The organism is Ferrimicrobium sp. (assembly GCF_027364955.1).
GTDB lineage: Bacteria > Actinomycetota > Acidimicrobiia > Acidimicrobiales > Acidimicrobiaceae > Ferrimicrobium.
The window spans coordinates 117916-138272 of the sequence record NZ_DAHXOI010000004.1; the positions used below are offsets into that span (position 1 = coordinate 117916).

The window sequence follows — 20357 nt, forward strand, 5'->3', positions numbered from 1 at the left end:
ATTGGTGTCTGGGGGTTTGGGATGGGGTTGTTGGTACTCTCCAACCTATGCCGCGTTGTTGTGAGTTCCCTGGTAACACGGGCAGCGCTTCTTGGGGAATGATGGATCGGAACTCCTTCAGGCGGCATGGTGTATTTTGCTAGCGAGAATTCGGAGAAACTCCTGGCAATCTGCATGAATCTTGATGACTCCTCGGTTGTCATAACGAGTGGGTCCCTGGTTGACTACGACAACTTGGCGTTCTCGCTCAAGCGCAAACGCGACAAGTCGGGCTGCCGGGTTGACAGAGAGGGTGCTACCGAGCACGAGAAGGACTTGGGCGTTGTCGATGAGCTTCTGGGCCGTTTCTAGTCTTGTGGGCGGGACTGGTTCACCGAAGGTTACGGTGTTGGAGGTGAGCAAGCCACCGCTGCGATTGACATCGCGGCAACGGAGGCAGGTTGGGTCGCTATCACCGTTGGCTACGCGAGTGAGCGCTTGGTCCATCGGTTGGATATCTCCACAGCAGAGACAGCGAGTCTCTTGGATGCATCCATGCAGTTCGACCAGTGGGTAGCTGTGGCCGGTGCTCAGCCGATGGAGGCCATCGACGTTTTGGGTAATCACACCGGTAAGCGTGCCGCTGTTGGCGAGTGATTCAAGAAGTTGATGTCCCTGCGTTGGTTGGGCGCAGTAGAGCGGGTTGGTGAGGCGATCCCTCCACAGGCGTCTTCTCAATTCTGGATCGCTGCGATACTGGCTCACGCGCGACAACTTTGCTGCAGAGGGGTCCTTGGTCCAGATGCCATTTGGCCCGCGATAGTCGGGGATGCCAGCAGCGGTAGAGAGACCAGCACCGGTGAAGGCCACCATGGGTGCCAACTGGAGGCCTCTGATACGCTGTTCGAGGTCGGTCATCCGCTGACGGTTGGTCCGATGCGAGTCACGGCGATTTCGATGAGCACTCGGTGCTCTGTCACCATTGCCTCACGATAGCTTGCCCAGTCGTTGTGTTCACCCGCCGCTAAACGGTAATAGTCAATCAGTCGATCCATCGCTGTTGGCAGTGAATAAATGGTAGCGATCCCGTCGGCCTGTATCCAGCTGCCAAAGAAGGAATCGGGAAAGGCACAGACGAAAGCGGTGGGGTTCCGACGAAGGTTTCGGGTTTTGATGGCGGTCTCTCGCGACGAGACCCCGATGGTGGTGGGGCTCATTGGTACTGCGAGGACCGGAGAGAGCTGGACTCCTCCATCGCTGCGATAGGTGCCAAGAACTGCATGGTGGTTCGTTGCCAAAAACTCTAGTTTGGGCGGAGTTGCCATGCAAAGTATCCTATTAGTCCGTTGGTGTCTGTTCCTCGGGGCTTACTTCGAGTACGCCGTCGTTCTCATCAACTCGTCGTGCAACCTCTTCGGGGGGTGCTGCGTTGCGGAAGAAGAAGTAGTAGGCGAAGGCGGAGATCGTCTGGATGACGCTAGCTATCTCAAAGGGTAAAGAGAGGCTGACGTCATCGAGTAGATAACCGGTCAGGGTAGGGGAGATTGCCATCACAATCTGGGACGGAAGATTTGATAGCGCGGCGACGCGGGCCTGTTCTGAAGGGTCCGCCATCGCGAGCACGTAGGACTGACGCAAGGGCAGCGCCACCCGTTGGGCAAACATGCGGATCGTGTAGATAACACCAGCGATGACGAAGGTTGGCGAGAGTGCGAGAGGAATGAGCAGTAGACCCTGCGCGATGCGTAGCCATGACGTGATACGAATGGTCCCAAAATGTTGTGCGACCCTTGGGGCGATGAGGCCAGAGCCCAGGGTGATGATATTGACCAGTAGGTATAGTTCGCCGATGGTCACCTCGTTGGCGTGGTAACGGATATAGAGCCAATAGGTGACAAATGGTCCAAACATTCCAACGGCAGCCCCATTGAGGGTATTGGTGACCCAGAGCCGGTAGAGGAGCCACCGGGATCGCTCCGGGAAGGCGAAGACCTTCTCCTGTTTGTGCGCGCTCGGATGCTTGGCTTGCACGGGGTGGCTTGACAGAAACAGTGCGATGACGCTCGCGACCAATGCGGCCAGTGAGGCGATCAGCATGCTCGGACGGAAGACCGCGACCGCAGCTGCACGCAGCACGTGTTCATGTCCAGAGAGCGCTGCGAGGCCGGTGCCGATGAGTGCCCCTCCAGTCGAGGCGAGTGAGACCAGTGAGAAGGCTCGATTGCGATTCGCTGGGCTAATGGAGTTCACGATCAGTTGGGATTCAGCCGGTTGGTAGGGGCCGACCATCCCCGCACCCGCACCCGCACCTCGTCCGAAGCTTGCGAGCGCCGCAAAGATAAACAGCACTGCGGTGTCGCTGGAGAAGGCATAGACGACGCCGGCGATGGCAACTAACGCTGGCACGATGACCATGAAGGATTTCGCGCCAACTTTGTTTGTGGCAAAGCCGATGCCCGAGGACATGCCCGCAGCGACGAGTGCGACGATCAAGTACAGGATCCCGAGTTCGAAGCCGTTGAAACCCAGGGTCGCAAGGTAGAGAGGCACCGCGATCCCGGCGATCGCCCGCGACACACTCATCGCCACCCGTGCGGTAAAGATCAGCGATAGGTCCTTGGTCTGGAGTACCTCCAGCCATGAACCTGAACTTGCAGCCTTGGTCAACGTCGCGCCCTGCTATACATACTCCCTACAAACTAGTTGTAGGCAACAAGTATTCCTGTCGCGGGAAGGATGATCCTCGCCCTAGGCGCTATTCGCTGATGTCCGGAGAGAAGCCCTGGCGCAAGAGATTTTCTGAGATCACTTGCTGATCGGCAAATTGGAGGAGGTAGGAGGGTCCTCCCGCCTTGAAACCTACGCCAGAGTTGCCAAAACCTCCGAAGGGATGTCGCCCTGGAATGGCTCCGGTGATTCCACGATTGACATAGAAATTTCCGGCCCGGGCTGCATTCGCCACCCGCGCGATCGCTTGCGCAGAGCGCGAGAAGACCCCCTGTGTCAGAGCATAGATCGTATCGTTGGCACGCCAGATGGCGTCATCGAGATCGCTTGCGCGCTCCACGGTCAGCACCGGGCCGAAGATCTCCTCTCGATACAGCGGGGATTGGCGATCCGGATTGACAAAGATGGTGGGTGGGACAAAATAGCCGTCGAGATCTGGTCGAGCGCCCTGATAGAGCAGTTCAGAACCAGCCTTGCCCGCTTCGATCATGCCGGTAATTTTGGCCAGTGCTGCGTCATCGATGACTGGACCCATCTGGGTGGCCGGGTTGCGAGGGTCACCGATGATCAAGGTTTTGGTAGCCTGAGTCAGTCGGTCTACGAAGGCATCAAAGATCTGACGGTGAACGATCACCCTCGAACAGGCGGAGCATTTCTGACCCGCAAAGCCGAAGGCTGAGTAAATAACGCCAGGTACCGCCTGATCGAGGTCGGCATCAGCATCGACCACAATGGCGTTCTTGCCACCCATCTCGGCGATCACTCGCTTCAAGGAGGTCTGCCCAGGTACGACTCGACTCGCGGCTTCGATGATGTCAAGCCCGACGGCTCTTGAGCCAGTGAAGGCGATGGTGGAAATGAGCGGGTGACGCACGAGCCTTGCGCCGACCGTCTCACCTCGGCCAGGGACGAAACAGAGGGCACCTGCAGGTAGCCCCGCGTGTTCAAAGGCACGGGCGATGTAACTCGCCGTGATCGGAGTCTGCTCCGCCGGTTTGAGAATGACGGAGTTGCCCATCACCAGTGCGGCAGCGGTCATGCCCATAGGGATCGCCAATGGGAAGTTCCAGGGTGGGATCACAAGAGTGAGACCACGGCTACGCCACCGTAGCTGGTTGGTTTCGCCAGCGGGGGAGTCCAGACGCTCGGTGGCGAGTCGCTCCGCCCAGATGGCGTAGTATTCGAGGAAGTCGATCGCTTCACCGATATCGTTGTCCGCCTCAAGCCAGGGCTTGCCTGCCTCCATCACCTCGACCGCGTTGACCTCGCTGCGACGGCTCCGCAGGTAGGTTGCTGCTTTCCGGAGTACGGCGGCACGCTCGGGAAGCGTTGTACTGGCCCACTTTGGCTGTGCTGCGAGTGCCGCTGACACCGCTGACTCCACCTGCTCCTCGCTCGCCTCCTCTACCGTGGCGAGCGTCTGAGTCGGCCTCGTTGGATTGAGAGAGTTCGACCACGTGGCAGTCTCGGGGAGAGGACGTCCAATCGAGAGCCGAACCTTGTTGGAAGCCCCTAACGTACCGGCGATGCGGTCAATCGCCTCTTGTTGGAGTCGCATCTCGTGCTGATGGTGGAACTCTGTCGTGGGTTCGTGAGCATAGCCCACTGGGTAGCCAGCGGGAGGCTTGGCACCATGGGTGGGTTTTGGAGGTGCCACCAGCCGGGCTATCGACTGCTTACCGCCGAATCGAGCTCGCACAAAGGAGGAGTTCGAGGTGTTTTCAAGAAGCCGACGCACGAGGTAGCTCATTCCGGGCAATAGCTCACCCACTGGGGTGTAGATCCGCACGGATTGGCCCTGGGCGAGCAGCGCCGAGGCCATTGGCTCTGCCATGCCATAGAGCATCTGGATCTCGTAGTCGGTTGGAGTGAGCCCGTGTGCGCGCGCGTAGGCGATCGCGAAGGACAAGGACCTCAGGTTGTGTGAGGCAAAGGCGGGATGCACCCTTCGATGGTTGTCCAGGAGAAGCTTGACAGACTCCTCGTAGCTGATGTCGCTCTCTGCCTTGTCGGTAAAGACCGGGGGAGTGTGAGATTCGGCTGATGCCTGCGCAAACTCGGTATCCCAATAGGCCCCCTTGACTAAACGGATCCAAAGGCGAGGGTGGTCAGACTCTTGGTCATGGAGGAGATTGAGCAGTGTTTTCAGTTCGGTGACGTGGCGACGCAGGTAGGCCTGCATGACCAATCCAAGTTGGAGGTCGGCAAAGTTCTTGTCCAAGACCAGCCGATTGAAGACCTCAAGTGTGAGCTCGTAGGTGTCATAGTGTTCCATGTCGAGGAAGATCAGCGTGCCGGCATCCTGGGCTGATTTGAGCAGTGGCGTGATGCGCTCGATGACCTCTTCGATGGCACCCTCGCGCTGGAGTGGGCCATAGTGGGGTGTCAATGCGCTTGGCTTGACACTGATACTGACCATTGGTCCCGTTAGCTTCTTGTTCACCGCGAGGAACGGTGCCGATGTGGTTAGCCGCTCGTGAATCTCGGTGATCCGGTTGATGTAGCGGTCACTCTCCGGGTAGGTGATAATCTTCTCGCCGAGGAGGTCGACGGTGGTAAGGTAGCCCTGCTGGGCCATCTGGCCCACTTTCCGAGCAATCTCATCGAGTTCGGTGCCGAGGATGAATTGGTTCGCCATCTCGATGATGTTGTTGCGGGTCAACGAGGTGAGTACGGAGCGGCCGATCCCAAGCTTTGAGGCGAGCGATTGGCTCGTCGCCATCCATTTCGGGGCTCGTGGATCGAGGTATTCGCGCACGTGTGCAGTGATCTGTTCGGGTCCCTCGAGGGTCGGGAAAACGTCGACGAGCCGAAAAAGATCGGCACGAAAGACCGGGTCTTTCAGGGCCTGTTTCATCACAAGCGAGGCGAGTCCCTTGAGCTGGTAGACACCGCTTGGGCCGTCATAGGTGCTGATGGCCGCTGCGATCTCTTGAATGGTTGACTCCAGCGAAGTAGCGGTGGTGGACTCTGTGCTCATCACCGCATACTACCCTTTAAGCGTTCTGTTGTCAAAGATGTTTCGGTGCGTATTTCTTTGTAGGAATTGGTTTCATAAGAGGTGAGGTGGCGGGTTGTGGAGACGCTGAGTGCGAAGATGCGAGATGGAGTCCGGCTGGTGTTGGATCGATTCGACCCAGTTGGCCCAAGCCTCACCGCTTCGGTAATGCTGCTGCACGGGCTCTCATCAAATGCGCAATTCTGGTGGCCCGTTGCTCGTCTGCTCTCGGCAATGGGGGTCTGCACCTACACCCTTGACCAACGTGGACACGGCCGATCGGGTGGCGCACACACACCGATGGGGGTGGGTGTGAGCGCGGACGATCTCCTCAGCGTCGTGCAAGATCTCCCCAGTGGGGAGCCTTTCGGGGTCATAGGTCAGTCATGGGGGGCGTCAGTCGCGTTGCACTACGGTGCGTTGAGTGCTGATCAGCCAGGGGTTCGCCCCTACGTAGTGGGACTCGTCGATGGGGGCTTCCAGGCGATGGCGCGTAGTTTTTCCTCGCGAGAGGAGGCCGTACGGGTGCTTCGGCCAGCCGATATCGACGGGAGGCCGATAGAGGAGCTCGATGCTTTCTTTGAGCGGCGCTACCGGGACTGGGATCCGGAGGTACTTCTGGCTGCTCGCGCTGGTTTTCGTATCGACACCAATGGTCTTGCCTATCGACGACTGAGCATCGACGACCACATGATGATCCTTAATGACTTGCTTGACTATGAGCCTCACATCGATGCAGGGCGTCTCCGTTCCAAACTGCTTCTGATCCCCGCGTTGTCAGGGCAGCCGGAGGCGGATGAAGCCAAGACAGTCGCGGCTGGTCGACTGCTAGCCGAGGCCCCCAACCAGGGTTGGCTCTATCCCATCCAGGGTGATCATGATCTGCATGCACAGTATCCAGAGCAGATCGCAGCGATTATCTTTGATTCCCTTTCCGCTTGATGCAACAAGCGCACCATCCTCTGTGCGGTTGAAGATCGTTGGCCCTTGTCGATCAGGCGCTCGGTACTCCGGCAACTCGGTACTCCTGCCACTCGGTACTCCTGCCACTCGGTACTCCGGCCGATCTGGGCTGCCATGGGCTGTGGCATCGAGCATGTTTGATCATGTGCTCGACGTTGGATCTGGTTCGCGGTTCCACGGACCAGCGGCGAGGAGCTTGCGGACGCCGTTGGGTCTGACAGCGAGGGACGGTGGGATGTTTTGCATATTCTCCCTGTCCGGCCCATCATGATATCGAGGGTCCACGGAGAGGGCCCCATCACCTGCTGGCACTCACCGAGTAGCAAGGAGGGCCCACCACAGAGGACCCCGCTGGCTAGACAAAGACTGCTCGGTAAGAGGACTCGACAAACGACCTCGTGATATTGATGCATGACGCCATTGATGCATGACGTCATTGATGCATGACGCCATTGATGCATTGCATGATCGATGGTGTTCGAGCGGCTGGTGGGCCGTTACCCGAGGATGGACAACGAGGAAAAGTCACCCTGTTGATCAGTAAAGGGTTCGGTGTAGACGGCATCGGGCTCTAGGGCCCGGACGGCTCGCGTGCAATCTTGGACGAAGGCGTCACTGCCGGCGATGAAGACTGCGGTATCGGCGAGGCGAGGAAAGATATCGCTGAGCATGCCGGGGAGGCGCCCATGATAATGTGGTAGCTCCCCGCAGCTCGGATCGTGAGGGTGCCGCGTGTAGGTGACCTGGAGTTCAAAGTTGGGGTATCGATGGGTCAGGTAGGCGAGTTGGCCAGGGGGGTAGACATCGCTTGGCGTACGTGCGGAAAATAGCAGCGTGACGTGATGGGCAAATCCCCGGCGTAGTGCGGCTTCAGTGAGTGAAAGGATAGGTGCCAAGCCCGATCCTCCCGCGATGAGCAGGACCGGTGTCGCGATGGCGGGGTCTCCGATAAAGGAGCCGTAGGGCCCGTTGATCATGAGCGTGTCGCCGATGGCGACGTTATTGGTCAGCCAGGTGCTGGTTTGGCCGAATGGTTCTCGGGTGATCTCGAGGATCAGCTCACCGTCGGGGCGGGGTGCGTTCGCCATTGAATAGTTGCGCAAGGGGTACTCGGGTGGTGATCCAAGCTGTACGTGTTGACCTGGCCAAAAGCGCAGCGGGTCACCGAGTGGTCGCAGTCGCAGTTCGACGATGGAAGGGGTGCGTTCTAGCCGTTCTACGACGATATGTGGTACCTGCTCTCGAGGGGGGAACAGGGTGGGCTTGGCGTCCTCCGTACCCCATTCGATCTCCAGATAGTCTGAGAGAGGTTTGGCCATGCACATCGCGCCGTAGCCCTGCTGACGTTCCTCCTGCGAGAGCGCCATATCGAGGACGAATCCCTGATCGAAGGAGCCTGAGCGCACCTTGACTTTGCACTCTCCGCATGTCCCAGCTCTGCAGTTGTTGGGCAAGGCCCAACCTTCGGCCTCCAAGGCGGCCAAAACCGTCATGCCATCAGGACAGGGTATCTCGTTACCGGATGGGTAAAGTCGAATGATCGACATGGGGCCTCCTTTGAGTTCTCGACACACACGACAGCCTCGGCATGATGCGATGCTACTCACCGGGTCATCGGATCAAACCATAACGAGCGCGACCGTGCTACTATTGTAGTGTCCCGACCGAATGGTCGGTCGATGTGTGAAAGGGGAATAACGTGGCACAGGCACATGACGGACTGGGTGGGTCGATGGAGTTTCCTCCGCCAATTGAACAACCCAATGTTTTTCCTCTGTCTTGGGAGTCAAAGACCGCAAAACTCGATGAGATCTGGGCTTCTGCACAGAAGGAGTATTGGGATCCCGCACGACTTCCATGGGATGGTCTTCGTCTTGATCAGATGTCCGCAGCTGAACGAGAGGCCGTAGCGTACTGGTTTTCGTTGTTATCAGTCTTTGATGCCTCGGCACCTCCGGTGTTCGCAACTGCGCTGGTACACGCCTATGAGATCCATGAAGAGGACCCCGTACGCAGGGCGTTCTTCTCGATTACCCGTGACGAGCAGAACCACGAGATCGTCTGTGGCAAGGCCATCTCGTTGCTGACCCCAGGTGGCCCTCTTGACTACGAACCGCAGTCGGATCTTGGACGCCGGGCCAAGCGCAATGTCCAATGGCTCTATCACAACGGTGCACGCTATTGGAATGGTTACAAAAAGGCAGTCCCTCGCTACTCCATGGCGGTGCTGTTTAGCTCCTTCCTCATGGGGGAAGTAGCGTCATCGACACTGTTTCATTATATGTATACACACACGACGATTCCCGTCTTCAAGGAGGCGTTCCGGGCGATCGGTCGTGATGAGGGGCGACACATGGCCATCTGTTTGTCCTTAATGGAGCGTGATTATCCCAAGATCAGCGATGAGGATCGCTCGATTGTGACAAAGCAGATCAGAGCAGGCTATGTCTTCCTCTCCGGTGTACTCTTTGAGCCTCCCTCCGACTTCTGGGATCTTCCTGACGACTTTATCTCCACACAACGCGAGATTGAGGAGGTTGCCCGTGCAGCGGGACTGGGAGTCGCCACCTACGATGAGAAGTTAGAGAATTGGCGACAGGCGATGCTCAATGTCAAGGGGGTCTTGGAGCGTTATGATATTCCGTTCCCAGCCATCCCGGAGGTCGGCATCTCTGGAGAGGAAGTCACGGACGTAAATTGGGACGAGATCATTCCAGTGTTTTAGGTCGAGATCAAGAGGCAACGATTGGGATCGTCGGTGGAGGAACCATGGGCGCCTCGATCGCTTCCCAGTCGTTGTTGTGTGGTCTTCGGACTACCGTCATTGAGGCTAGGGCAGATGCGGCCGCGCGGGCTAGAGAGCACATCATCGCTACGTTAAGTCGGGCGCGTAGCCGTGGATTCACCGACATCCCAGCGGAGGTCGTCGACCAAAACTTAGAGGTCGTCGTTGACTACGAGCGGCTTGCGGGTGCGCATGTCGTGATCGAGAGCGTGCCAGAGATCGTCGAACTCAAACGCGATGTTTTGCAACGGATCCGTCTCGTGGTTGGAGATGAGGTGCCGATCGGTTCCAACACCTCCGCGATTGCTATTGGCAGTCTGCAACAGGGCGTGGCAGGCGCGGACAATATCGGTGGGTTGCACTTTTTTAATCCCGTTCCCGCCTCTTCGTTGGTCGAAATCGTCGTCGGTCCCTCCACCAATGAGGCGACGGTCGCGGTCTTTAGGGCATTGGCGGAACGACTCGATAAAGAGGCGATCGTGGTCAAGGATGCGCCCGGCTTTGCGACCTCACGTTTGGGGGTAGCCCTCGGCCTTGAGGCAATCCGCATGTTTGAAGAGGGGGTGGCAAGCGCTGCCGATATTGACCAAGCGATGGTGCTTGGCTATAAACATCCGGTTGGTCCATTGCGGCTGACCGATTTGGTCGGGCTCGATGTCCGTCTGGCGATAGCACGCTACCTCGAACAAACGTTAGGTGATCGCTTTGCGCCCCCCGAGCTACTGATCTCGATGGTTGAGGCTGGCCGCCTCGGGAAGAAATCTGGGCAGGGATTCTTTGACTGGTGATCACGGCACGCTAGGTTCAGCGATGCAAGAGCCTTCGGGGCCCACGCACGGTCAATCCTTGGTGCTGATGAGCCAATCCGAGGGTGTCTTGCAGTTGAGTCTCAATCGACCCGAGAAGCGTAATGCCCTCTCGCTCGCACTGGTCGATCAACTGCGCCAAACGCTCGAGCGTCTGCGGCACCAACCGGCCGTACTTGTCGTGACCTCCAGCACACCGGGGATGTTTATTGCTGGAGCTGATATCGCTGAGCTCGGCGAGCGTGGCGAGGAGGAGGCGTTCCGAGCCTTCAACGTAGAGCTCTTCGATGCGATAGCGCGTTGGCGTTGGCCCTCTATCGCAGCTATCGATGGGCCCGCTTTTGGCGGCGGATTGGAGTGTGCACTCGCCTGCGACCTTCGGGTGGCATCACCAAGGGCTCGCTTCGCACAGCCGGAGTTGGGTCTTGGTATTCTGGCTGGTGCTGGAGGAAATTGGCGTCTTCCTGGCCTCGTCGGGGTGGGCGTTGCTCGCAAAATGCTCTACCTTGGTGAGGTGATTGACGCAGCTGGTGCACTCTCGTCCGGTCTTGTTGACGAGGTCTGTGATGACCCAGTCCTGTGCGCACGCAAGTGGGCAGAGACCATCAGGACCAAACCGTGGCGCGCTCTTGAGATAACAAAGCTAGCCTTGGGGACAGGTGGACGTTCGTCGACCGGACTCATCGACATCTTAGGTCAGGCGATCCTGTTTGAGTCGGAGGAGAAGCGGGCTCGGATGCAGACGTTTCTTGACCGACACCACTAGCGAGTGCGAAAGGCTGCAAAGGGTTATGCGCGAGTTTTCGTTGTCAGAGAGATATCCCATTCTCTACAAGGGGTATGGTGAGATCGCGATCGGGGAACGGCAGGCAACAAGGGGTCGCACCATCACCGAAGTCGATATTACCAATTGGTGTGCGCTGACTGGGGATTGGTTCTATCTCCATACGGACGCCCATGCGGCGCAAGCGTCGATGTTTCAGCGAGTGGTCGCTCCCGGTATTATGGTGTTCGCGATGGCTACCGGTCTCGGAGTCCCAGCGGATTCTACCGCAATTCTTGCCAACTATGGCTCTGACTCTATTCGCTATCCACACCCGACCTTTGTGGGTGACACCATCCATCTCGAAGCTGAGGTCATTGCCAAGGAGGACAAGGGCCAAGACCGTGGGGTGGTTGCATTGCGTTGGCAGGTACTCAATCAGGAGACAACGCTCGTCTGTACCAGCGTATTAAAGGTCCTCGTCGCTCGGGAGGTCCGTCCCTATGGCGTTTGAACGCGCCCTACCAGGGACCCTGTCGAGCCGAGATCCAGTGGTCTTTGCTCGTGGTGATGAGGTCGCCGAAGTATGGTTGAACCGGCCAGAGCGCCTGAATGCCACCACGGAGGCGATGGTGCACATGTTCAACGATGCGCTCGATGAGGTCGAGAAACGTCCACCACGAGCCCTGCTGGTTGCTGGCGTGGGTCGAGCGTTTTGTGCCGGACGCGATCTTAGCGAGGCAAACCCTGAGGAGGAGGATGCTGAGGGGATTCTCGCTGAGCTCTATAACCCGCTGCTACTGCGGCTGGCCACTCTCGAGACAATCACGGTAGCGGCGGCGCATGGCGCCGTCCTCGGCACTGGACTCGGATTGGCACTCTCGTGTGACTTGGTCATCACCTCGACCACGAGTCGCTGGGGGTCTCCGTTTGGTCGCATTGGGGCCGTTCTCGACTCTGGCGGCCATTATTTTTTTTCAAACCTTGGCATTGCACGGGCTTTTGGTCTCATCCTGCTTGGTGAACTGCTCGATGGACGAGGTGCGTTCGAACAGGGACTTGTCTCAAGAGTCGTCGATGATGTCGAGTTTGATGAAGAGGTCTCCCGTTGGGTGAGCCGAGTGGCTCAAGGACCAACCCAGGCATTTCTTGCCTCCAAACGCATCCTGAATGAAGCACGCGTGCCTGCCCTCACCAAGATACTCTCCATGGAGGCCAAAGAACAGGGCCTGTGTGCCACGACTGGTGATTACCGATCGGGCATTCGTGCCTTTGTGGCGCATCAAGACCCCTTGTTTACGGGACGTTGAGTCTTGGTTGACTCTCTCGTGCCAGCGCGCCGCCAAGAGATCGCGCGACTTGCGGTGAATCGATTCGCGCTACAGGGCTTTGATGGCACATCGATGAACGATCTTGCTCAGCATGTCGGCCTCTCGAAGGCGGGTATCTATCACTACTTTGCTACCAAGGAGGCGATTCTCTTTGAGGCGTTGCTGGGGTATTCCGAGCGGCTCTTGTCGACCGTGCAGCACGCCCTCGAAGGTGGCAGCACCCCCACAGCGCAGCTATCGCGGGTGATCGAAGCGGTGCTGTATCTTTATCGTGATGCCGATGCCTATCACCAAGCCCAGATCAATGACCTTGCACGCCTTGCACCATCCCAGCAGGAGATCATTCGCGAGAACGAACGCCAGGTTGTCCGAGTGATGGAAGGACTTCTACAGCGGGTAGGACCCGAACTCGATGCATCGACCGTCAAAGCGTTGACGATGTCAACGTTCGGTATTTTGAACTGGCATGCTCGCTGGTTTCGTGAGGGATCAGGAAGGCTGGGACTGTCCGAGTATGCGAGCCTGGTCACCGAGTTTGTTGTGGGTGGAGTGGCCAACGTAGTGGTCCAACGGACACGGGAGGGGCAACCATGACCGATCAGGAGCTCGCACAAGCGTGCGCGAAGGCGATGTATGCTCGCGATGTCGCGTCACAAGCGCTTGGAATCGAGGTCACAGAGGTGGGGCCGGGTTTAGCGCATCTCACCATGCAGGTGACGGATGCGATGGTAAACGGGCATGGAATCTGTCATGGTGGTTATCTCTTTCTCTTCGCTGACACCGCGTTCGCCTTTGCCTGCAATACCTATAACGTGGTGACGGTAGCGCAGAGTGCAGCGGTGGAGTTTATTGTGCCGGTCTACCGGGGAGAACGGTTGGATGCGCGAGCGCGAGAGGTGACCCGCTTTGGAAGGAACGGGCTCTATGATATTGCGGTTGAACGAGGGGGCGAGGTCGTTGCGCTCTTCCATGGTCGATCGCGGTCATTGGGACAACCGGTGTTAGAGGAGGAGTAATCGTGCCAAAGGCCTATATCGTTGGAGGGGTTCGAACACCGTTTGGTCGTTATGGTGGCGCACTCTCGTCGGTGCGTACCGATGACCTTGCCGCAGATGTCCTACGAGCACTCGTCTCCCGGTATCCGTCGGTGATCGGGCATATCGATGAGGTGATCCTGGGCTGTGCGAACCAAGCGGGCGAGGACAACCGCAACGTTGCCCGTATGGCGAGTCTGTTGGCGGGGCTTGGCGTTGAGACCCCAGGCGTCACCGTGAACCGGCTCTGTGGCTCCGGACTCGAGGCCATCTTGACCGCCTCGCGGTTGATTCAGAGCGGCGACGGTGAAGTCGTGATCGCCGGTGGTGTTGAGGGGATGTCTCGAGCCCCGTTTGTCATGCCGAAGGCCGCTAGTCCCTTCGATCGTTCAATGCAGGTGTTCGATACCACTCTGGGGTGGCGGTTCATCAATGCACGCATGCGAGAGGAGTACGGCATCGACTCGATGGGTGAGACGGCTGAGAACGTTGCAGAGGAGTTTTCGATCTCTCGCGATGATCAAGACGCCTTCGCGCAGCGATCACAGGAGCGTGCCGCCAAGGCGCAGGAGAACGGACGGCTCAGCCGCGAGATCGTTCCTGTCGAGGTCCAAAGTCGGCGCCAGAGCACGATGGTCGACCGCGACGAGCATCCTCGCTTGACCTCCTTGGACAAGTTAGCCCAACTCAAGGCGGCGTTCCGGCCGGGAGGTACGGTTACGGCCGGCAACGCGAGTGGGCTCAATGATGGAGCAGGCGCGCTGCTTGTCGTGAGTGATCAGGTGGTTGATCGGTATTCGCTGACTCCCATGGCAGAGGTGGTGGCGGGGGCAACCGCGGGCGTGCCACCCCGCATCATGGGGATTGGGCCAGTGCCCGCTTCGCGCCGGGTGATGGAGCGGCTGGATCTGCGCATTACCGACTTTGGCGTCATTGAGTTGAACGAAGCCTTTGCGGCGCAGTCGCTCGCTTGCCTGCGACAACTCGGTTTGCCCGATGATGCGGATTTTGTCAACCCGAATGGTGGCGCGATCGCCTTGGGACACCCACTTGGTGCGAGCGGGGCGCGCCTCGCACTGACGGCGACGACCGAGTTAGCCGAACGTGATCTCGATCTCGCGTTGGTGACGATGTGCATTGGAGTTGGGCAAGGGATCGCCGCAGTGCTCCGAAGAGTGCGCTAGGAGGACTTCTGCCCCCTCGAGGCTTGGTGGTGGCTATCCCATGCACTTCTTGCGACACAGCTGATGTCTACGAGCTAGCAAACGCTTGGCACCTGGCTAGTCGGTGCGTCGAAGTCGATGACGGCGGCCCAGGGTAGACCACTCGGCCAGATTCACGTGACTGGCCAATCGCAATCATGAGTGTGACGGGGCGAATTTTCTGGCTCTTCTGACATTCCTGTGGATGGATTAGCCATCCCGTGTAGCAACGGCAGGTCGAGCACTTCTAGCAGCTTGCTCGCTAGGGCAAGATGGCCTTGGTGGAGTGAAACACCCCGAGGAGCGAGGGTGATCGCCTGCACGTGAACGCGTGAGGCATCCTTGGTCACCATGGGGGATCCGTGTAGAGCAAAAGAGGTGCTCGTCGATCCGTACCTGCTGGGACCTGCAAATTGTGCCCCTGCCGACGTCGTGGTTGGGTCAATCCCTCCTCCTCCGATCCCTCGTGGGTGTGCTGCCTGGTTGGGGGTTTGTGGTCAATCATGGCCCATCGGTGGCGCGTGGAAGAGACGCACACCAATTGTTGGACTGTGACGAACCGCGTACCCTTTGGCGCCTCAGGGCAAGCGTAGATGACCGGGAGAGTGGGGCTGCTACGGATTTGCAGAAACGATTACCCTAACGGTTCGGTTTAGGTCGAGAACATCTGCGTCGCCTAGGTACCAGGAGGCGTCTCTGTTCTGTCGTTTAGCGGATCGTCCGTCTAAGCCCCGAGTTTGGTAGCGGCGTGCTCGGTGCCTGGATCCTGGTGCTGGCTGCGATGATTGTACCCTGCTTGTCTGGGTCAATGCAGATACTTCGTTGCCGAAGCTGGCTGGTGCGCTCATTGCTGCTTAGCCAAGCAGTGTAGGTTCGCACGAGTGAAGGTACGACGATGGCACTACGACGATGGCGCTATGGCGATGGAGGGTTGCTTGCGAAACGCGCTGATCGGTCTGTTGATCATGGGGATGATGGAGGGTGCTAGTGAGGCGGGGCGGCGGTTTCGCGCGATACCCGCCAGGACGGGTCCCGATAGGTCGCTTCGATATTGTCGGCTACGCCGAGGATGAGCGCAAAGAGTGCCATGCGGATTGGAATGCCGCGATCAGTTTGGCGAAAGATGGCGAGACGTGGATCGGTATCAAGATCGGTGCTGAGATCATTTGATGCGGGAGTTGAGTCGCGCGGCAACGGATGCATGATGACGGTCGATTGGTCTCCAACGTGGTTGACGAAGGCCATGTTGACATGAAAGTCAGAGCTGTAGCCCTCGATCTGTTCTCCCTGGAGGCGTTCGCGCTGGATGCGGGTGGTATAAATGACGTCGGCGCGTTCGGGTTCAGTTGGCAAGGCGTTTAGTTGATTGACCCTATGTCCACGTGCCTCGACGAGTTCCACGATAGAGGCGGGCATGGAAAGTAGTTCAGGGGCCAGAAGCGTGAAGGTCATTCTCTCGTAGAGGCTGAGGAGCTTGATGAGCGAGTGAACGGTGCGCCCATATTTGAGATCACCGACGAAGAGGATGTGAGAGCCGTCCAAGCGCTTGTTGCGGGTGGCAAACTCTTCCTCGATGGTGTAGATGTCAAGCAGTGCCTGTGTTGGGTGCTCGGCGGCACCATCACCTGCATTGATTACCGGTACGAGCGAGGCATCGGCGAACTGGGCAACAGACCCTGCCTCCGGGTGCCGGATGGTCATGATATCGGCATAACCGCTGATGACCCTCGCGGTGTCGGCGATCGATTCCCCCTTGGCCATGGAGGAGAACGTCAGGCCGACGGTCTCGCGTACGGCACCTCCGAGGCGCGAAAAGGCGCTTCCAAAGCTGAGGCGTGTTCGCGTGCTTGCCTCAAGGAAGAGGCTCGCCAAGACGGCTCCTTCGAGGGCGCGGGTGATTTTTCTGCGTCGTGCAACCGGCTCCAGGCGCTGAGCAACCGTGATGACTAGTTCGACATCCTCTCTGGAGAGTTGATCCACCGAGAGGAGGTGGCTACCTAGGAACTCCAAAGCTGACTCCTTTTTCGATGCGGCGGGTGATGATGCTCGGCCACCTTAGTTGCCGATCCGAGTGGTGTGACCGACCCAGAAAGGTTCGCGGAGATCACGTTTTAAGATCTTTCCGGCTCCGGACTTTGGTAATGGTTCTTGACGAAGGTCAATTTTCTTTGGAAGCTTGTGCCCAGCGATCTGCGTGCGTAGGAAGGCCAAGAGATCCTCGGCGCTGACCTCCTCTCGTGGCACGACGACGGCATGGACAGCCTCTCCCCACTTGGGGTCGGGCACGCCAAAGACAGCAGCCTCTTGCACCTTGGGATGACGATAGAGCGCATCCTCAACCTCGATGGTGTAGACGTTCTCGCCCCCGGTGACCACCATGTCCTTGAGCCGATCGATGAGGAAGAAGTATCCAGTTGAGTCTCGAAATCCGAGATCACCAGTGTGGTACCAGCCGGAGCGGAGGGCCTGCTGTGACTCCACCGGTAGGTTCCAGTAACCCTTCATCACGTTGTTACCTCGGATGGCGATCTCGCCTACTTCACCAGGGCCGAGCGGTTGGTCGTCCGGGTCGAGTACGGTGAGATCGACACCGACGGCAGGTACGCCGATCGAACCCGCCAGTGCGTCGGTCAGATGTCGCTCCTCGTGGGGGAAGATCGATGCGATCGGAGAGGTCTCGGTAGTCCCGTAGAGGTGGAGCATCTCTGCTTCAGGAAAATACCGGTGGCTTGCCTTGAGGATCTCAAGGGGGGCTGGGGAGGCGCCGTGGCTCAGCAATCGCAATGAGGAGACATCGCGAGGAGAGGTGGCCATCGTGTCGTTCATGGCGAGCATCATGGTTGGTACGGCAAGCGTCCCAGTGGCTCGTTCGCCCTCGATGATGTCGAGTGCCTGGGTGGGTGAGAAGGTGCTCAGCATGATTTGGGTCGTGGTGAGCCATAATGAGGCAAGGACTAGGCACGTACCGGCAGCGTGGAACATCGGTGCCATGACGAGCCATCGATCGTCCTCGGTCAGATGTGTCCAGGCAATGGCGGTCCATGCGTTTGCGAGCAGATTGCCATGGGTGAGCATGACCCCCTTGGACCGTCCAGTGGTACCTCCGGTATAGAACAAGCCTGCCAGCGTCTCCTCGTTAGGCTGGCTGAGGAAGGAGGCAGGGGTGGCCTTGCTCACCAACTCGTCATAGTGCCCGGGGATCGTAATAACCTGCTCCACGCACGGGGGAAGGGGGCCAAGGTCGCGGTCGGTAACGACGACCTTGACGTCGGCGTCAGAGAGCGCGAAGACCACTTCGGCGTTGGTTGAACGGGTACTGAGTGGCACCAAGACGAGGCCGTTCGAGGGGACTGCAAGGTAGACCTCAAGATAGCGATGACAGTTATTTGCGATAATGGCGACCCGGTCATCGGGACGAAGGCCAAAATGCTGGAGCACAGCGCTCAGCTGGTGTACTCGCTGGTCAAGTTGATGGAAGGTGAAGTGTTCGCCACCACAGACGATAGCGTCCTTCTGTGGCGCTACACTTGCCCCACGCCGTAGCGGATCCTGAAATGAATGCATCTGTTCCCCTCAAGCTCGGCGACCCCTGTCGCTCCTTTTCAACGAAAGGTTAATCGATTGACCAGTCGACGCTGATAGCCGTTCCTATCTGCGTTCTCCAGTTTCTGCGCCGCTGTTCTCCCAGTCAAAGAGGCTGGGAGCACCTATGGATCTCGCGGTGGACCAAGCGAGATCACTGAGCGCTAACCACCCAGGTCGATCCCCAATGGCAACCGGTTTGCTGGCCAGTGGAGCAGGTCACGAGCGAGTCGGAAAGCGTAGCGATCGGTCATGCCAGCGACGTAGGCAACTACCTGGTATTCGACGGGAAGCGACGGATCGCGTTGTGGCAATGCTGTCGGGTGTTCGAGGAGATAGTCGGTAAGTGACCGCAGTATCGCGATCACGGCCTTGCTCTGGTTTTCGGCGGCCTGGGTGGTGTAGATGTGGGTGTAGTTAAAGGCGCGTAGCATCGCTAACGCCTCTCCTGCCTCCGCGCTGAGGCCGATCGTGCCACGATGGACTGAGGTCCAGATGACATCGGTGATAAAGTAGTCGAGCTGTTGGGTGCGGTGGGACCCAATGAGTTGCGTGAGATCATCGGGGACGGCACTTCTTTCGAGGAGGCCAGCATCGATTGCATCTTCGAGGTCGTGAGCGCAATAGGCGATGCGATCTGCCAGCGCTACGATCTCAGCCTCTGGGGTCATGGGCTTTGGCCTCGACCAGGAGTGGTTCGCGATTCCATCGGTGGTCTCTTGGCAGAGGTTCAGTTGGGCTAAGGTGACATACGCACCCCAAGGTGCATGATCGAAACCGTCAGGTAAAAAGGGTTCAAGAGCGACCTCACTGGCGTGTCCACCTGGTCCGTGTCCACAGTCATGACCGAGAGCAATTGCCTCAGTAAGGTCGGTGTTCAGACGGAGCCGACGTGCGATAGCGACTGCCACCTGCGATACCTCCAAGGCATGGGTAAGGCGGGTACGTTGGTGGTCTGCGGGGAAGATGAAGACCTGCGTTTTGCCGGCGAGACGTCGAAATGCACTGGAATGCAGAATGCGGTCTCGATCGCGCTCAAAGCAGGTTCGAAGGACGTCTGGCTCCTCACGTTGCGGTCGATTTCCGGCACCATGAGCGAGGGTGGCTCCACTGCTCAGCGTCGCGGCCTGCTGCTCTTCGGTACTTCGTCGGTCGGCGAGGGTGGTCTCGATCGACATCGGCGTTTCATGCGCGGTGATGATGTTACCTGCAGCACGGTTACCGTGCATAGTGGCAAGCCATTCGGCCTGATGGTCTCGGTGGGGATTAGTTGTGGTCATCGGGTCCTCCTTGTCACATCTGCTCTCGCTGCGGTGACCGCTCCTCTCGTTAAGTGTGGTGCGTGGGTATGACAGGCATGGCCGCAGCCCCTGCGGGCATGACAGAGGAGCGGTGTGTGGAGCATGTGGCTCGGTTACGACGAATGTCGGGTGACGTTGAACGCACCAAATCCTTGGTCAACTGGCATGAGCGAGACGGTATTGATGTTCACGTGTGGTGGAAGGGTGACGATGTAGCGAACCAGATCGGCGATGTCGGCGGGGGTGAGTGCCTGCATCCCATCGTAGACACTGGAGGCACGCTCGGTGTCGTTGTGGAAGCGGACGAGAGAGAACTCGGTTTCGCCGACCATTCCTGGCTCGATGTCGGTGATTCGTACACCGGTGCCGGCGAGGTCGGCTTTGAGGTTGAGGCTGAACTGACGAACGAAGGCCTTCGCAGCGCCATAAACGTTCCCGCCCGGGTAGGGATATTCACCGGCGACCGAGCCCAGATTAATAATGATGCCACTACGACGCTCTACCATCGCTGGCAGCAGTGCGTGCGTGAGCACCGTCAGCCCGGTGACGTTGGTGGCGATCATGGTCAGCCAGTCCGAGAGCTCAGCCTCCTGGGCGCTCGCAAGTCCCAGTGCGCCACCCGCGTTGTTGACAAGGATGTCGACCGCACCGACCTCCTCGACGAGGGCATGAATGGCGGCGGTGTCGGTGACATCGAGGGTGTGAGCAGCGACTCGATCACCGCCAAGACGCGTTGCAAGGTCATCGAGACGCTCCTTTCGGCGACCGGTAATGATGAGCTCGTAGCCGAGATCGTGGAGGTTGGTGGCGATCGCCTCGCCAATGCCAGAGCTTGCGCCGGTAATCATGGCTTTCATAGAGAATTCCTTTCGTTCTATACTTTCAA

17 protein-coding genes and 1 pseudogene are annotated in these 20357 nt (G+C 58.5%); 9 read left to right on the forward strand and 9 right to left on the reverse strand.

Annotation, left to right across the window (positions count from 1 at the left end; all coding sequences use genetic code 11):
• Nucleotides 1–117 precede the first annotated feature (117 nt).
• The 4 genes from M7Q83_RS04285 to M7Q83_RS04300 all read right to left on the reverse strand — a co-directional run bounded on the left by M7Q83_RS04285 (nucleotide 118) and on the right by M7Q83_RS04300 (nucleotide 5686).
• Nucleotides 118–897 (reverse strand): Sir2 family NAD-dependent protein deacetylase, encoded by a 780-nt coding sequence (locus tag M7Q83_RS04285; protein WP_298335728.1) that lies wholly within the window; start codon nucleotides 895–897, stop codon nucleotides 118–120.
• Nucleotides 894–1304, reverse strand: a complete 411-nt coding sequence (locus tag M7Q83_RS04290) for a TIGR03618 family F420-dependent PPOX class oxidoreductase (protein WP_298335730.1) — start codon at nucleotides 1302–1304, stop codon at nucleotides 894–896. The genes M7Q83_RS04285 and M7Q83_RS04290 overlap by 4 nt, the downstream gene beginning before the upstream one ends.
• A 13-nt stretch (nucleotides 1305–1317) precedes the next feature.
• Nucleotides 1318–2646: an MFS transporter gene (locus M7Q83_RS04295; protein WP_298335732.1), complete on the reverse strand. Its 1329-nt coding sequence runs from the start codon at nucleotides 2644–2646 to the stop codon at nucleotides 1318–1320.
• Between the two features lie 88 nt (nucleotides 2647–2734).
• A complete protein-coding gene (locus M7Q83_RS04300; RefSeq protein ID WP_298335735.1) occupies nucleotides 2735–5686 on the reverse strand; it encodes a proline dehydrogenase family protein in 2952 nt (983 codons plus the stop codon).
• A gap of 96 nt (nucleotides 5687–5782) precedes the next feature.
• On the opposite strand from M7Q83_RS04300, the gene M7Q83_RS04305 reads away from it, so the two are divergent.
• Complete coding sequence (locus M7Q83_RS04305; RefSeq protein ID WP_298335737.1) at nucleotides 5783–6646, forward strand: alpha/beta hydrolase; 864 nt, start codon at nucleotides 5783–5785, stop codon at nucleotides 6644–6646.
• Nucleotides 6647–7164: 518 nt separating this feature from the next.
• On the opposite strand, the gene M7Q83_RS04310 is transcribed toward M7Q83_RS04305, so the two are convergent.
• The gene (locus M7Q83_RS04310) at nucleotides 7165–8214 is read right to left on the reverse strand and encodes a 2Fe-2S iron-sulfur cluster binding domain-containing protein (RefSeq protein ID WP_298335739.1); all 1050 of its coding nucleotides are present in this window, start codon (nucleotides 8212–8214) and stop codon (nucleotides 7165–7167) included.
• Between the two features lie 152 nt (nucleotides 8215–8366).
• Here M7Q83_RS04310 and M7Q83_RS04315 point away from each other — a divergent pair, with 152 nt between their 5' ends.
• From M7Q83_RS04315 to pcaF, 8 genes are read left to right on the forward strand one after another with little or no spacing between them, the layout of a single operon-like run.
• Nucleotides 8367–9392 (forward strand): hypothetical protein, encoded by a 1026-nt coding sequence (locus M7Q83_RS04315; protein WP_298335741.1) that lies wholly within the window; start codon nucleotides 8367–8369, stop codon nucleotides 9390–9392.
• Nucleotides 9365–10240 (forward strand): 3-hydroxyacyl-CoA dehydrogenase family protein, encoded by an 876-nt coding sequence (locus M7Q83_RS04320; protein ID WP_298335743.1) that lies wholly within the window; start codon nucleotides 9365–9367, stop codon nucleotides 10238–10240. Before M7Q83_RS04315 ends, M7Q83_RS04320 begins: the two co-directional genes overlap by 28 nt.
• A gap of 22 nt (nucleotides 10241–10262) precedes the next feature.
• On the forward strand, nucleotides 10263–11024 hold the full coding sequence (locus M7Q83_RS04325; protein ID WP_298335744.1) for an enoyl-CoA hydratase/isomerase family protein: 762 nt from the start codon (nucleotides 10263–10265) through the stop codon (nucleotides 11022–11024).
• A gap of 25 nt (nucleotides 11025–11049) precedes the next feature.
• Nucleotides 11050–11535, forward strand: a complete 486-nt coding sequence (locus M7Q83_RS04330) for a MaoC/PaaZ C-terminal domain-containing protein (protein ID WP_298335747.1) — start codon at nucleotides 11050–11052, stop codon at nucleotides 11533–11535.
• A complete protein-coding gene (locus tag M7Q83_RS04335; RefSeq protein WP_298335749.1) occupies nucleotides 11525–12331 on the forward strand; it encodes an enoyl-CoA hydratase-related protein in 807 nt (268 codons plus the stop codon). The genes M7Q83_RS04330 and M7Q83_RS04335 overlap by 11 nt, the downstream gene beginning before the upstream one ends.
• Before the next feature lie 3 nt (nucleotides 12332–12334).
• Nucleotides 12335–12946 carry a TetR/AcrR family transcriptional regulator gene (locus M7Q83_RS04340; RefSeq protein ID WP_298335751.1) on the forward strand — a complete coding sequence of 204 codons (612 nt, stop codon included), beginning with the start codon at nucleotides 12335–12337 and terminating at the stop codon, nucleotides 12944–12946.
• Nucleotides 12943–13368 (forward strand): hydroxyphenylacetyl-CoA thioesterase PaaI, encoded by a 426-nt coding sequence (gene paaI / locus M7Q83_RS04345; RefSeq protein ID WP_298335753.1) that lies wholly within the window; start codon nucleotides 12943–12945, stop codon nucleotides 13366–13368. The genes M7Q83_RS04340 and paaI overlap by 4 nt, the downstream gene beginning before the upstream one ends.
• A 2-nt stretch (nucleotides 13369–13370) precedes the next feature.
• Nucleotides 13371–14570, forward strand: coding sequence for a 3-oxoadipyl-CoA thiolase (gene pcaF, locus M7Q83_RS04350; protein ID WP_298335755.1), 1200 nt, complete (start codon nucleotides 13371–13373; stop codon nucleotides 14568–14570).
• A 1002-nt stretch (nucleotides 14571–15572) separates the two neighbouring features.
• Here pcaF and pyrB read toward each other — a convergent pair.
• From pyrB to M7Q83_RS04370, 4 genes and pseudogenes are all read right to left on the reverse strand, one after another.
• Nucleotides 15573–16577 (reverse strand): annotated as a pseudogene (gene pyrB, locus M7Q83_RS04355) (aspartate carbamoyltransferase); the annotation flags it as partial.
• Nucleotides 16578–16643: 66 nt separating this feature from the next.
• A complete protein-coding gene (locus M7Q83_RS04360) occupies nucleotides 16644–18152 on the reverse strand; it encodes an AMP-binding protein (protein WP_298335759.1) in 1509 nt (502 codons plus the stop codon).
• 182 nt (nucleotides 18153–18334) lie between these two features.
• Entirely contained in the window at nucleotides 18335–19399 is a 1065-nt protein-coding gene (locus M7Q83_RS04365) for an HD domain-containing protein (protein ID WP_366526371.1), read from the reverse strand.
• A gap of 185 nt (nucleotides 19400–19584) precedes the next feature.
• Nucleotides 19585–20328 (reverse strand): SDR family NAD(P)-dependent oxidoreductase, encoded by a 744-nt coding sequence (locus tag M7Q83_RS04370; RefSeq protein ID WP_298335763.1) that lies wholly within the window; start codon nucleotides 20326–20328, stop codon nucleotides 19585–19587.
• Nucleotides 20329–20357 lie beyond the last annotated feature (29 nt).

Excerpts from the sequence above, each read along its gene's own strand:
- M7Q83_RS04285 (WP_298335728.1), bottom strand. The coding sequence starts at position 897 with ATGACCGACCTCGAACAGCGTATCAGAGGCCTCCAGTTGGCACCCATG.
- M7Q83_RS04290 (WP_298335730.1), bottom strand. The coding sequence starts at position 1,304 with ATGGCAACTCCGCCCAAACTAGAGTTTTTGGCAACGAACCACCATGCA.
- M7Q83_RS04300 (WP_298335735.1), bottom strand. The coding sequence starts at position 5,686 with ATGAGCACAGAGTCCACCACCGCTACTTCGCTGGAGTCAACCATTCAA.
- M7Q83_RS04310 (WP_298335739.1), bottom strand. The coding sequence starts at position 8,214 with ATGTCGATCATTCGACTTTACCCATCCGGTAACGAGATACCCTGTCCT.
- M7Q83_RS04325 (WP_298335744.1), top strand. The coding sequence starts at position 10,263 with ATGCAAGAGCCTTCGGGGCCCACGCACGGTCAATCCTTGGTGCTGATG.
- M7Q83_RS04330 (WP_298335747.1), top strand. The coding sequence starts at position 11,050 with ATGCGCGAGTTTTCGTTGTCAGAGAGATATCCCATTCTCTACAAGGGG.
- M7Q83_RS04335 (WP_298335749.1), top strand. The coding sequence starts at position 11,525 with ATGGCGTTTGAACGCGCCCTACCAGGGACCCTGTCGAGCCGAGATCCA.
- paaI (WP_298335753.1), top strand. The coding sequence starts at position 12,943 with ATGACCGATCAGGAGCTCGCACAAGCGTGCGCGAAGGCGATGTATGCT.
- M7Q83_RS04360 (WP_298335759.1), bottom strand. The coding sequence starts at position 18,152 with ATGCATTCATTTCAGGATCCGCTACGGCGTGGGGCAAGTGTAGCGCCA.
- M7Q83_RS04365 (WP_366526371.1), bottom strand. The coding sequence starts at position 19,399 with ATGCACGGTAACCGTGCTGCAGGTAACATCATCACCGCGCATGAAACG.
- M7Q83_RS04370 (WP_298335763.1), bottom strand. The coding sequence starts at position 20,328 with ATGAAAGCCATGATTACCGGCGCAAGCTCTGGCATTGGCGAGGCGATC.